Below are 13,204 nucleotides of genomic sequence, written 5' to 3'. Positions count from 1 at the left end.
AGGCCTTTTACACATGTCCGATGCAAAGAAACCGCTAGGTATAACTGACGTTGTTCTTCGCGATGCGCATCAGTCCTTGTTCGCTACGCGTATGCGTATTGACGACATGCTTCCGATCGCAGAGAAACTCGACAAAGTTGGTTTTTGGTCCCTAGAAAGCTGGGGCGGTGCCACTTTTGATAGCTGCATTCGCTTTATCGGCGAAGATCCATGGGATCGTATTCGTGAGCTAAAAGCGGCGATGCCAAACACCCGTCAGCAGATGTTGCTACGTGGTCAAAACCTATTGGGCTATCGTCACTACGCTGACGATGTGGTTCATAAATTCGTAGAGCGCGCTGCCACCAATGGCGTGGATGTGTTCCGTATCTTTGATGCGATGAACGATCCGCGTAACTTGGAAACGGCGATCAAAGCGGTTAAAGAAACCGGTAAGCACGCTCAAGGTACGATTTCCTATACAACCAGCCCGGTTCACACCACTGAAATGTGGGTTGAGTACGCTAAAACCCTTGAAGATATGGGGGCTGACTCAATCAACATTAAGGACATGTCAGGCATTCTGACACCTTACGATGCGTTTGATCTGGTATCACGCCTGAAAGCTCAGACGGATCTAGAAGTTCAATTGCACGCACACGCCACATCGGGCTTATCCGATATGTCGATCTTGAAGGCGATTGAAGCTGGCATCGACCGTGTGGATACCGCTATCTCTTCTATGTCGATGACCTACGGCCATACTTCAACCGAATCGGTTGTGGCGGCGCTGAAAGGCACCGATCGTGATACCGGTTTGGACTTGGAACAACTGGAAGAGATCGCGGCGTACTTCCGTGAAGTGCGTAAGAAATATGCGAAATTCGAAGGTTCTTTGCGTGGTACCGACTCTCGCATCCTGATTGCTCAGGTGCCTGGTGGCATGTTGACTAACATGGAAAACCAGCTTCGCGAGCAAAACGCGTCGGATAAATTCGACGAAGTACTGGCCGAGATCCCACGTGTACGTGAAGATCTAGGTTTGATCCCTCTGGTGACTCCAACGTCACAGATTGTCGGTACGCAGGCGGTGATCAACGTTCTGATGGGTGAGCGTTACAAAACCATCTCTAAAGAGGTTCAGGGTATCCTGAAAGGCGAATACGGTGCAGCACCTGCTCCGTTCAATGAAGATCTGCAAGCGCGTGTTCTGGATGGTGCTGAAGCCATCACATGCCGCCCAGCTGATCTGCTTGAGCCAGAAGTTGAGCGCCTAAGTGCTGAATTGAAACAACTGGCCGCTGATAAAGGTATTCAACTGGCTGAAGGGGACAAAGAGATCGACGACGTATTGACGTACGCGCTGTTCCCACAAGTAGGTCTGAAATTCCTAGAAAACCGAAACAACCCTGATGCGTTTGAACCCGCACCGACTTTAGAGGATGCACAAGCCATGGCAGCACCTAAGAACACTGGACCACAGGTCTACACCATCTCTGTAAACGGCCAGAACTACGTTGTTCAGGTGGCAGAAGGTGGCGATATCTCCTCCATTCAAACAGCAGCACCTCAAGCGGCGGCCCCGGCGGCGGCACCTGCAGCCGGTTCCGGTGAAGAAGTGCCTGCACCTTTGGCCGGTAACATCTGGAAAGTTCAGGTGTCCGCAGGTCAAGCGGTTCAAGAGGGCGACGTTCTGGTCATCCTAGAAGCAATGAAAATGGAAACCGAAGTACGTGCAGCACGTGCCGGTACCGTTGTTTCTGTGGACGTTAAAGAAGGTGATGCAGTGCAGGTGGGAGACTCCCTGCTGACACTGGCGTAAGGGTACTTTTACATGGATAAGGTGCTTGATCTCTGGCACGCCTCCGGTATTTACAATATCGGTGCGGGTCAGTTTACGATGATCGTGATTGGCTTGTTACTTCTGTTTCTGGCCATTCGCAAAAACTTTGAGCCGCTGTTGTTGGTTCCGATCGGGTTTGGTGGCATTTTGGCCAACATTCCAGAGGCGGGTCTGGCGTTTTCGGCGGTGGAAAATGCGGTACATTTTGACAATCCTGAGTTGATGACTCAGTTGGCGTCGATTCTAGGTGTGAGCGGTACAGACCCTCATGATCTGTTGCACGCATACCACACCTCCAATGCGAGCACGCACGCAGCGGCGTCCTTGGTGGCGAACGATTACGGCTACAACAACGGTATGCTGTATAACTTCTATACCGTAGCGATCGCTTCGGGTGCGGCCCCTTTGTTGATTTTCATGGGTGTGGGTGCCATGACGGACTTTGGTCCGCTTCTGGCGAACCCTAAAACCTTGTTCTTAGGTGCGGCAGCACAGTTCGGTATCTTTGCGACCGTACTCGGTGCGGTTGGTCTGAGCGCAGCGGGCATCATGGACTTCTCGATCCAAGATGCGGCGGCAATCGGCATCATCGGTGGTGCGGATGGCCCAACGGCAATCTACGTTGCCAGCATGTTGGCACCTCACCTATTGGGTGCGATTGCGGTTGCGGCTTACTCCTACATGGCATTGGTGCCGCTGATTCAGCCACCGATTATGCGCTTACTGACAACTGAGTCAGAGCGTAAGATCAAAATGGTTCAGCTGCGTCACATCACTAAAACCGAGAAGATCCTGTTCCCAATCTTGTTGTTGATTCTGGTGGCTCTGTTGCTTCCGGATGCGGCGCCTCTGTTGGGTATGTTCTGCTTCGGTAACCTGATGCGAGAGTGTGGTGTGGTGGATCGTCTAAGCGATACGGCACAAAACGCGTTGATCAACATCGTAACCATCTTCTTGGGTCTGTCGGTGGGTTCTAAGCTGTCAGCGGATAAGTTCTTGGATGTGCAAACCTTGGGCATCTTGGTTCTGGGTATCGTTGCGTTCGGTATCGGTACGGCTGCAGGTGTCTTGATGGCGAAGCTGATGAACAAACTGGCTGGCGGTGACTCGATCAACCCATTAATCGGCTCAGCCGGTGTGTCAGCGGTGCCTATGGCCGCTCGTGTATCCAACAAGTTAGGTCTTGAGTCTAACCCTCAAAACTTCTTGTTGATGCATGCGATGGGGCCAAACGTAGCCGGTGTTATCGGCTCGGCGGTCGCAGCCGGTGTGATGATTAAGTTTGTGGGCTAACCCCTACTTATCTAAAAAGGCCATCTTTTGATGGCCTTTTTTGTGTCTGGAATTTACCATTTCAGGCTCTTTAAATGGGTTTGCTAAGGAGCAGTAGACGATGTCGACCATCATGGATGCGATTAACCGCCGTTATGGCACTTACCGAGGCTGGATTCGATTAACCTTAGCTCGCATCGAAGCGCGTCTTGGGCGTGTTAACTCCTTTATGACCTGGCAGCCGAGCACCGTAAAGCGCTTAGTGTTTGTCTGCTTAGGTAACATCAATCGAAGTGCCTACGGGCATGTCTACACCCGCTCGTTAACGGATTTTCCCATCGTCTCAATGGGGCTTTCGACCACAACAGGGGCTCCGGCCACCGATCAAGCCAGACGCGAAGCGATGGCTCGTGGGCAAAGTTTAGAGACACACACCGCAACGGACATGAGTGACTATCAATGGCAGGAGGGGGATCTTCTCTTGGCGATGGAGATTCGACACGCTCATAAATTGCGAGCTGTGTACGGGGAGAAGGCTCAGATCTTACTGCTCGGTGCGCTGACTCAGAAACAGTTTATCCACCTGCACGACCCGCACACGCTCAGTGATGATTACTTCACGACCTGCTTTAATCGCATTGAAGAGGCGTGCCAGCACTTGGTGGAAAAACTGCCTAAAATCGACCACGAAGAATCCCCCAAAGATCCTGTAAAAGCGGCTTAGGGTCTTTCCATTGGAACACAAAATAGTGGCTTTTAGGACGAATAAACGCCACTAGATAGCGGCTTAGGTCTTTAAGCGGTGTGTTGATGTATTGCTTATCTTGAATCTTATTTGGTTGAAGTAATACGCGGATCAAGCGTTTGGTTTCAGGGATCATAAATCGACACTGAACCCCCGCCTTGGGAGTGGGGGCGTTGACCGGTTGGCCGGTAACGGCATCAAAATAGAGCTTAGCCATTTTGGCACCGGCGTGATAGGCCAGTGGATAACTCCCCCAAAAGCGACCGTTAATCTCCATTAATACCGCTTCACCGCTTTGCTCATCAAAGCGGTATTCGACCATCGCAACGCCTTCCCAATTAAGCGACTTTAACAGCGCCTCTGATTTTTCAAACAGGGCGTGGTGATCGTGGTTATCAAGGGATTCGCAGTAGGTTGAATACCCGCCTTCGGGTGGCCATTCATGGATGCGTTTGTGTTGAAAACGCTGAATAACCTCGCCGTTGTGGATCAAGAAAAACTGACCTAAACCGTGCCCTTTATGGTAGATCTGAATCAATGGAAATTGACCGAGCGATTGGTAAGGGGCAAGCTTATGCTCAAGCTCGGTTAGGTTGTCGGCGTAGTCGGCTTTGATCAAAGGGAGTTGATGCGCTTGCAGTGTGTGAATCATCGCAATGGGGTCTGGCCATTTGATCACAACCGGATAGCTCAGTTGTGACTCAAGGCCTTGTAACGCATCTAAAGAGTGGATCTGGTAAGAGCGCGGTGTGGGCACGTCGCATTGTTTAGCCTGTTGATAAGTACTTTGCTTATCTAACACATTGGCCATGCGCGCTTGGTCCGGAAACATCAAGGGGATGGAAAACTGCTCTCGATGTTGATTGATCCATTGAATGTCATTTTCGGAAACGGCCAAAAAAGCATCGGCTTGGTAGTGCGCGATCAAGCTTAATAACTGCTCGATCAGTACTTCTTTTGGCGCGCGCTTGTGTTTGGCAAAAGTATATTTTGATGCCGCTCCCACCGAAAATCGCGAGCCATAGACGCCAATGACTCGTACCCCGTCCTCGCCCAATTCCCGTGTGATGCATAAACCGGTCGGCGTATCCATGCCCAATAAAATTAACGTTTTTGTGCGTTCCATCACATCACTCCAGATGGGCAGTTGTCAGGTTTAATACGACCAAAGGGTGTCGTTGAGTTTATTGTGTGCCGCTCGGATCAAGGCTTGTCCGTCATGCTTGGATCGAAGCGATGTGTTCACAGGCTCGGTCGGGGTGGTGTCCATTGAGACAAAATCGGTTGAGTAAAAGCGATCTTGGTTCTCATCCAGAAAACGGCAAAGGTGGGCTAAGCGGTTCTGATTGATTCGGTTTGGTTGTAACTTTGAATAGCGGAAATCTTTACGCTTAAAGTACTCGAACGGGTGGGTCAAAATCACCACACGTTTTACACCTTTGCGATGGGCATCCTCAAGAACGGCTTGGGTCTCGGGCCAGCTGCAGGAGGTTACCTGTAAGGTTTTACGATGCCCTTTACGGCTGGTCGGAAAATCAGCAAAGGTGGTGACGGGCAGCTCGGTAACGCCGCTGATGATCGCCTCATTATGTTCTAGGTGCAGGCGAATATCGTTTGGCGGGTAAATGCCAACGCCCACACTGGAGCTCCATTTAAATCCGGCTTTGGCAAAGCAGGGGTAGAGTTCGGGCTCCACCATCAAGCTGCCGGTGCGGATTGCGATCGGGGCATCCAACCCCCAGTCGGCGAATGCCGATTTGCCGATCTCTAGTACCGCGCTGACTTGCTCGAAGCTTCGCCCAACTAATGAATCGTTTTGCGGGAATAGTGGGTTCTCTTGCAGGCGCTTACCGTCATACACTGCCCACACGGGGTGGGTGTGCAGCTGAATATCATGATGGGGTTTGATGCGCTCGACGTATTGGCCCATCTCCTCAAGGCCAAAGTGACATCGGTTGATCGCCTCAACGAAAAACACCGCTTTGGTGTTATAGCGATCAAAGGTTTCCAGCATAAAGCCTAAACCGTGCTCTTTACCCTTGATGGCTCCCGTCACAACAGGGGCTGATACCGGTGATAAATCGGGTTGGCTGAAGGCGCCAGCAATGGAAAATTCGGTATCAATGGTAATCAGCACTTCGGTGCGCGCATGAGGAGGCTTATACATCGTCTCTCCGTTGACCGTTTCGTATAAGTGAGGGCAGAACCCATATCCGTATGGGAGCTAATAGTAGCATTTGCCCTGTGACGAAACACCCCTTATAGAAGAAGGGGCATGTCACCGGTGCATCAGTAACCCGCTAGGGTTTCTAGGTGGGCTTCAACGCTGAACGCCAGCGAGATCGGGTTATACCCGCCCTCTAATACCGAGACGATTCGGTTTTTGGAATAGGTGCGGGCAACGTCCATGATCAGACGTGTGACCCAGCGATAATCCTCTTCATCCAGATTGATATCGGCCATCGGGTCTTCGTGGTGGGCATCAAACCCTGCCGAGATAAAAATCATATCTGGCTTATGGTGTTGAAGGGCCGGTAGCCAGCGGGATTCGATCAACTGACGAAACACCTTACTGTCGCTGTGCGCTTCCATTGGGCAGTTGATGATGTGATCACGCACGATGTCCGCGTAGCGCTCGGGGTAAAACGGGTGCTGAAAGCTCGAGCACACCAACACATCGGGGTTATCTTTAAAGATATCCACCGTGCCATTACCGTGGTGAACGTCAAAATCCAAAATCGCGACCTTGTTAACCTCGGGGTGTTCAAGCGCTTGCAAAGCGCCGATCGCGACATTGTTATAAAAGCAAAACCCCATCGGATGGTTATGCTCAGCATGATGCCCCGGCGGGCGTGTGGCGCAAAAGGCGTTAGTGCTTTTACCACTGAGTACTCGGTTGGTGGCCAAAATCGAAGCCCCTGCTGCAAGGCTTGCCGCGTGCAAGGAGTCTGGGCAAAGGGCCGTGTCGTCGTCAGTGTAGACTACGCCTTCACTGGGTTGACGCATCATTAAACGCTTTTGGTGCAGCGGCGCATGGGCTCGCTCGATTTGATCCGGCAAAACGTGCACCGCTTGCATCTGTTCAAGCTGTTGGATCAACCCGGTTTTTTCCAGCACTTTACGGATCGCCATCAGGCGAACAGGGCTTTCTGGGTGCTCTGGCCCCAAATTATGAAGGGTACAGTCGTCGTGACTGATGAAGGTGGTTGTCATTTTATCTTTATAGCTATAACCGTCTAAGGGATCAGTCTACTGAAAAAAAGCCAGCAGCGCGTCTATGCATTGGTATGAATTACGTAATGCATTACTCCGTTTTTTGATCTGAGTCATAGGCGGGCTTGGCGGGTTGCCTTAGTATGACTAGACAGCATAGAACTGATTAAGCACCGCACGCCCACCCTCGTCGGTGCTTTTTTTTGTTGTATTCGGTACTTTCACATCCTCAAATGGCCTCTTATACTGATTAGTAATCAGATATTTAGTAGGAATCTTGAGTCAATGGTCGATTATTCACAAAAGCGCGTGCTGCTGATTGAGAGCGTGGGCAACATGCGTGCGACCATTGTGTTTATTCTTCGCCAGCTTGGCATTCAAGAGATCCTACCCATCAGCTCCCACCTTGAAGTCTTTGAAACCCTTCAGGAAAAGCAGTTTGACTTGGTGTTACTGGGTCACAACGCCCGTGATTCCTACACGGGACTGCAACTATTAGAAGAAGCCCGCTACCGAAAACTGATACATCCTTCGGCCTGCTGGGTGTTTATGACCAGCGATGCCTCGCAAGAAACGGTCTTGCATGCACTGGATAGCCAGCCGGATCTGCTCATTGGTAAGCCTTTTAGCGCCTCCGAGTTAAAACACCGATTGGATGTCGTGCTTGAGCGTAAAAAAGCGCTTGAGGCGGTGCATCAAGCGGTGTTGGTGGGGAATCTCAATCAAGCGGTACGCTTGTGTGATCAGGTCGAGGTTGTCGGTAGCAATTACGATTATGTTCAGTTGATGAAAGGGCAGTTGTTGCTGCAAATGAACCGCTTTGAGGAGGCCGAGCATTTCTTTAAGCACCGCTTTTCCCGTCTTAACGAAAAAGAGAGCGGACCGTGTTTGGCACAAGCTTACATTGGACAAGATCGGTTAACGGATGCCAAAAAAGTCCTGACCGAGAGCATCGCAAAGTATCCGTTGTTTATGCAGTCCTATGATTTATTGACGGATGTGCTCGAAAAAAGCGGCGATTTGCAAAACGCACAAGAGGCGATTCTTGCAGCAACCGAGCAATCACCGCAAAGTTTGCTGCGTCAAATGCGCTTAGGAAAGCTTGCGGTATTTAACAAAAGCTTGGATCAGGCGGACTTGGCGTACAGACGATCCATCGTATTAAACAAGACCAGTTGTTATCGCTCGGCCGAGCCTTTTCTTCGCCTTGCCAATGTGAAGCGCATGGAGATGAAAGGTCAAAATGAGCGCCACCAGATCAAACTCTTTAATGAGGTCGAAGGCTTACTCAATACCGGCGGTTTTCAGTTTCCACATGATGCGGCGTTTAAAATGCAAAGTACGCTGTTGCGAAGCCAAGTCAGTTTGGACATGGGCGATAAGGAGCACGCCAAACAGTTGGCGCAAAAAGCCCAGTCGATTGCCAAAGAGCTTGGCCAAGAGATTGATATTAAGCGCAGCCTAATTGATGTGTTAGGTGACCCAACCCCTGTACTTGAAAAAGCCAGTGATGAGCCGGTGCCGGCCACCGCGAAAAAATCGGCTACTCATAAGCGCGACCCAGAGATGAGCCAAAAGGTGAATCGTCTTGGGGTGTCCCATTACAATGCGGCCAAAACCGCGCAAGCCATTCGATATTTTGGTTTGGCCATCGAGCACGATGCGAAAAACGCAAAGGCCTTGTTGAACTTGGCTCAGCTGTTTCTTGAAAGTGCGGTTCAGCAAACCGACCGCCGCGAAGAGCGACTTAAAATGGTCCAGCGCTACTTGCGATTAACTCAGCGTATGGCGCTAGAGGGCGAAGAGTTAGCCAAACGTCAGCTGCTTGAACAATCGCTTGAAACTGACCTGCAGCGTTTACCCAAAGGCAGTTTAGGGGCATTATTAAAATAACCGAACCCTAATGGATTAAATGGAGTGTTGTGGTGACCAAGGATGTCCGCTCGCCGGCCGGTTTACCGAATCAAAATTTCTCGCTGTATTTAGATGTGGTGCGCTTACTGGCGGCACTCTTGGTGCTTTTGTACCACTCCAATTGGCGAACCCTGATTACCGAGAATGTCCCGATGGGTGGCTATGGTCACTCGGCGGTCATCGTCTTTTTTGTGCTCTCGGGCTTTGTGATCGCCTATGTCACCGATCAAAAAGAGAAAACGCCCAACCAATATGCGGTGAATCGCTTAGCGCGGATCTACTCGGTGGCGATCCCCGTCTTACTGCTGACCCCGCTTCTAGATTTTGCTGGTGAGGCGATGAATCCTGACTTCTATGTGGATAAAACCACGCATGATCTTTGGTATGTGCGCATCATCAGCAGTGCTTTGTTTTTAAATGAAGTGTGGTTTGTCTCGATCATGAGCTTCTCGAACGTCCCTTATTGGTCGCTCTGTTACGAGGTCTGGTACTACGTTTTATTTGCCGCTTTCGTCTTTTTAAAAGGCAAAACCCGAGTCGCGGTGATCGCTCTGCTGTGCTTATTTTTAGGCCCCAAAATCTTACTCTTGATGCCGCTCTGGTTAGCGGGTGTCTGGCTCTATCATGCCAAAGCCGCGGTCATCTCATACCTGTGGGTTGCGGTCGCGTTATGGAGCGCATCCATAACGGCTTTTGTCTTGTTTCACCACTTTGATGTTCAATATCAAATTGCCAATTGGCTGCGAGAGGTCGGCGGTGAATGGCTATATAAGCAGCTGACCTTCTCGAAGTATTTTTTGAGTGATTATCTGTTAGCGCCGATCATCGTAATCAATTTTATGGCGTTTCGTCGCATAAGTGCGGACCTGCCGGAACTCTCAAAAGGCTGGGTGAATGCCATCCGCTATGCATCGAGTTTTACCTTTATTCTTTATCTATCCCATCAGCCGTTAATGCAGTTCTTCGGTGCTTTGGTCAGTGGTGATCCGGATGATGTGAGCACCTATTTTCTGGTGATTGGGTTAGTGTTTGTCAGTGTGTTTTTCCTAGGGTTTATCACGGAGCACCGCAAACGAGATTGGAAGGCCTTGTTCGTGGCGCTCTTTAATAAAGTGGCGCGTCTGAGGCTCCGTAAGGCTGAAGCGTCTGCTTAGGCTCAATACTGATCAATCCAGTTGTTAAAAAATGCTATAAAATAGGCACAGATTAACCGGAAGTGATCAGGTTAAACACGGTATAGTGTCGAATGCCATGAATCTGATTGAGATGCTGTATTGCTTCGGTTCAGTCTCGTGGGTTAATCCCGATGCTGAATCAGTACCGAGCACAATGGCCTCAAACACGGGTGCGTGTCGTGCTGGGCGTATCGCTGCCGTTAATGGTGATGGTTGCTGGATCTATTAAAGTTAATAATGCTAATGATCAGAATTACTCGATTTTTCGTTAATAGATGGCACGCTAATCTGATCTTTTATAAATAAGATTAAAGAGTACCGTAATGAGCCAATCCACTGCTATCCCTCCGTTTCATTTAGCGTTTCCTGTTCGTGAGCTTGAAGAAGCCCGTGCCTTTTACGGTGATGTTTTAGGTTGCACCGAAGGCCGCTGTTCACCGGGGTACTGGTGTGATTTTAACTTTTACGGCCACCAGATCGTTGCACACGTTGCACCTGAGGAGTGTGGATGCAACGCGATGAGCGATGTGGGCTCCCACAAAGTACCAGCGCGTCACTTTGGCGTCGTGTTGCCGATGGATGAATGGCACGCGTTGGCAGAGCGCTTAACGAATAAAGGCATCGACTTTATCATCAAGCCGTACATTCGCTTTAAAGGCGAAGTGGGCGAGCAAGCGACGATGTTTTTCTTGGACCCATCCGAGAACGCTATCGAGGTAAAAGCCTTTGCCAATATGGAGTCGCTCTTCGCTAAATAAGAGTGCTAAATACTTGGGCTAAATCTTTTAGGAGTGCTATCGGCTGTGTTGATCCCCTTTTTGTGCCCCAACGCGTATCCATTTGAAGAGGCTTGGCTTACGGCCTTAAATGATGCGATTTCTGATGTGATAGCGGATGCGACCGTTTTGCCGCTTAATCAGATGAGCGCAGCACAAAAAGCTGAGGTCGGACTTGCGATAGTGGCGAACCCCAACCCCGCTGATCTTACGCAGTTACCTAACCTTAAATGGGTACACAGCGTTTGGGCGGGGGTAGAGCGCCTTCTGGCGGATTTACAGCACTCCGATATTGAGATTGTTCGTCTGGTGGACCCTGCACTTGCTGACACCATGGCTGAAGCGGTGTTGGCGTGGACGCTCTACTTACACCGACAAATGCCCTTGTACCGCCAACAGCAAGAACGCCAACAATGGTTGGAACACGACTATACGCCGGCCTCTCAAAAGCGCGTCTCGCTGTTGGGGCTTGGCGAGCTTGGTCAAGCCAGTGCCAAACGCTTGGCCTTAGCGGGTTTTCAGGTCGCAGGTTGGAGCCAAAGCCGTAAAGCGCTTTCGGGTGTAACGTGTTACGCCGGTGATGAGCTGCCCACCATGCTAGCAAGCACCGATATATTAGTGATCTTATTGCCGCTTACGCCGAGTACTCGCTCGCTGGTGGATGAAAACTTACTGAAAGTCCTCCCCACGGGCGCATCCCTGATTAATTTTGCGCGTGGGCCGATCATCGATGAAACGGCTTTGAAAAACGCGTTGGATACCAAAACCATCGATCACGCCGTGTTGGATGTGTTTGATCAGGAGCCACTGCCCAAAGAGGCTTGGCAATGGGCTCATCCAAGCGTGACTGTGTTGCCCCATATTTCTGCGCCTACGTCGCGCAACAGTGCGGCAAAGATCGTTGCTGATTACATCGCACGTTACCAAGCAACGGGTGTGCTGCCGCCGACTGTGGATAAACAGCGTGGTTACTGATCTGTCCCCATTGTTTTTAGCCCCGTTTGAATCTGCACGCGACAGCTTCTCTCTGGCAGCATCGCTTATTTGAGGCGGCTTATCTTCTGTAAGTGGTCAAGATGAAAAGGGATGTGTGTGGAAAAGCGATCACTCTTATTAACGGCGTCAGTCGGTTGTGCGCTGACGATATTGGATACCAATCTTGTTGGGGTTGTCCTTCCGAGTATCACGGCCGAGTTACAGGCGGATTTCTCCGAAATGGCGTGGGTTCACAGCAGTTTTCTACTGAGCTTTGCCTCACTCCTGCTGTTTGCAGGTGCCATGGGGGATCGGTTTGGCCGCAAGCGGATCTTTATGATGGGTGTGTCACTCTTTGGGGTAGCGGCGTTTTTATCAGGGCTTGCGGTCAACATGACAACCTTGATTGCCGCACGCGCGTTGCAGGGCGTCGGTGCGGTGTTAATTCTGGTTGTCCTAAAGGCGCTGGAGGATTCCCGAGCACCCAAGGCAGGTCGCTTTGATTGGAAAGGAGCCGGTATTTTCAGTACCGCAATGCTGCTGTGTGTCTGGAGCATCATCAACGGCCCATTAATGGGGTGGGGCAGTACGCCTGTTATCGGGGCGGCACTGGCGGGTGGCATTGGGTTGTTGCTCTTTGTGTACAGCGAGCTGTCATCCGTTAACCCGATGTTGGAGCTGCGACTGTTCAAGTCCTACACCTTTGTCAGTGGTGTGATCGCCATGTTTGCCTATGCGGCCACCGCTCAGGTTATGGCCGCGATTTTCCCTTTGTGGCGCGTCGGTTAGCGCTACGGGTAACGTCTCATCAGTTGTTAGCCATTGGCTTGTTGGTGATTGCCTTGGGTAATGAAGCCCTTGCGTTCGTTGCAAGTGGTGAGTCGACCTGGTTGTTCTTTATGGGCATGTTCCTATTGGGAGCCGGTGGCGGGTTGATCAATGGCGAAACGCAAAAGGCCATTTTAGGTTCGGTCGCTAAAGAGAAAGCCTGCATGGCTTCAGGCGTAAGTACCACAGCCCGATTTGTCGGCATGCTGATCGGTTATGCCGGTTGGTCGGCGGTACTGGCAAACGGCATTAAAGAGGCATTGAACACACGGTTGTGCCATGACGTTTCGTGCTCTTTAGACATTAAAAGTGTGGAGTGGGTTGTAACTGGGCAATTTCGAGAGCAAGGGCAGTCAATACTGGATCAAGGACTTGCGATCATCAGCTATAAAGCGGGCTTTGAATGGGTGTTCTACGGTGCTGCAGGTGTGGCCTTAATGGCGGCGCTGATTGCGATGAGTGCACGTACACAACATCGCTAAAA

The 13,204-nt window shown here is 50.7% G+C and carries 13 protein-coding genes; 10 read left to right on the top strand and 3 right to left on the bottom strand.

Annotation, left to right across the window (positions count from 1 at the left end):
- Positions 1 to 13 precede the first annotated feature (13 nt).
- The 3 genes from oadA to ACXAF9_RS03640 all read left to right on the top strand — a co-directional run bounded on the left by oadA (position 14) and on the right by ACXAF9_RS03640 (position 3,818).
- Positions 14 to 1,801, top strand: coding sequence for a sodium-extruding oxaloacetate decarboxylase subunit alpha (oadA, locus tag ACXAF9_RS03650; RefSeq protein ID WP_475070534.1), 1,788 nt, complete (start codon positions 14 to 16; stop codon positions 1,799 to 1,801).
- 12 nt (positions 1,802 to 1,813) lie between these two features.
- Entirely contained in the window at positions 1,814 to 3,115 is a 1,302-nt protein-coding gene (locus ACXAF9_RS03645) for a sodium ion-translocating decarboxylase subunit beta (protein ID WP_475070532.1), read from the top strand.
- Positions 3,116 to 3,215: 100 nt separating this feature from the next.
- Positions 3,216 to 3,818 (top strand): arsenate reductase/protein-tyrosine-phosphatase family protein, encoded by a 603-nt coding sequence (locus ACXAF9_RS03640; RefSeq protein WP_475070530.1) that lies wholly within the window; start codon positions 3,216 to 3,218, stop codon positions 3,816 to 3,818.
- Here the strand turns inward: ACXAF9_RS03640 and ACXAF9_RS03635 are convergent.
- The 3 genes from ACXAF9_RS03635 to ACXAF9_RS03625 all read right to left on the bottom strand — a co-directional run bounded on the left by ACXAF9_RS03635 (position 3,769) and on the right by ACXAF9_RS03625 (position 7,052).
- Positions 3,769 to 4,965 carry a carboxylate--amine ligase gene (locus ACXAF9_RS03635; protein ID WP_475070525.1) on the bottom strand — a complete coding sequence of 399 codons (1,197 nt, stop codon included), beginning with the start codon at positions 4,963 to 4,965 and terminating at the stop codon, positions 3,769 to 3,771. The two genes, ACXAF9_RS03640 and ACXAF9_RS03635, sit on opposite strands and share 50 nt — an antisense overlap.
- Positions 4,966 to 4,995: 30 nt before the next feature.
- On the bottom strand, positions 4,996 to 6,006 hold the full coding sequence (locus ACXAF9_RS03630) for a polysaccharide deacetylase family protein (RefSeq protein WP_475070523.1): 1,011 nt from the start codon (positions 6,004 to 6,006) through the stop codon (positions 4,996 to 4,998).
- Between the two features lie 122 nt (positions 6,007 to 6,128).
- Positions 6,129 to 7,052, bottom strand: a complete 924-nt coding sequence (locus ACXAF9_RS03625; protein ID WP_475070519.1) for a histone deacetylase family protein — start codon at positions 7,050 to 7,052, stop codon at positions 6,129 to 6,131.
- Positions 7,053 to 7,337: 285 nt separating this feature from the next.
- On the opposite strand from ACXAF9_RS03625, the gene ACXAF9_RS03620 reads away from it, so the two are divergent.
- From ACXAF9_RS03620 to ACXAF9_RS03590, 7 genes are all read left to right on the top strand, one after another.
- Positions 7,338 to 8,945, top strand: coding sequence for a response regulator (locus ACXAF9_RS03620; protein WP_475070517.1), 1,608 nt, complete (start codon positions 7,338 to 7,340; stop codon positions 8,943 to 8,945).
- A gap of 32 nt (positions 8,946 to 8,977) precedes the next feature.
- On the top strand, positions 8,978 to 10,120 hold the full coding sequence (locus ACXAF9_RS03615) for an acyltransferase family protein (RefSeq protein WP_475070515.1): 1,143 nt from the start codon (positions 8,978 to 8,980) through the stop codon (positions 10,118 to 10,120).
- Positions 10,121 to 10,217: 97 nt separating this feature from the next.
- Positions 10,218 to 10,370 carry a hypothetical protein gene (locus ACXAF9_RS03610; protein ID WP_475070512.1) on the top strand — a complete coding sequence of 51 codons (153 nt, stop codon included), beginning with the start codon at positions 10,218 to 10,220 and terminating at the stop codon, positions 10,368 to 10,370.
- A gap of 94 nt (positions 10,371 to 10,464) precedes the next feature.
- Entirely contained in the window at positions 10,465 to 10,899 is a 435-nt protein-coding gene (locus tag ACXAF9_RS03605) for a VOC family protein (protein WP_475070509.1), read from the top strand.
- A gap of 45 nt (positions 10,900 to 10,944) precedes the next feature.
- Positions 10,945 to 11,892, top strand: coding sequence for a 2-hydroxyacid dehydrogenase (locus ACXAF9_RS03600; RefSeq protein ID WP_475070504.1), 948 nt, complete (start codon positions 10,945 to 10,947; stop codon positions 11,890 to 11,892).
- Positions 11,893 to 12,009: 117 nt separating this feature from the next.
- Positions 12,010 to 12,681 carry an MFS transporter gene (locus ACXAF9_RS03595; RefSeq protein WP_475070501.1) on the top strand — a complete coding sequence of 224 codons (672 nt, stop codon included), beginning with the start codon at positions 12,010 to 12,012 and terminating at the stop codon, positions 12,679 to 12,681.
- A complete protein-coding gene (locus ACXAF9_RS03590) occupies positions 12,666 to 13,202 on the top strand; it encodes an MFS transporter (RefSeq protein WP_475070499.1) in 537 nt (178 codons plus the stop codon). The genes ACXAF9_RS03595 and ACXAF9_RS03590 overlap by 16 nt, the downstream gene beginning before the upstream one ends.
- Positions 13,203 to 13,204 lie beyond the last annotated feature (2 nt).

Source organism: Neptunomonas sp. ABH4_499 (genome assembly GCF_056160565.1).
Note: the sequence above shows the minus strand (reverse complement) of the source record. Positions and strands in the feature narration are given on the sequence as shown.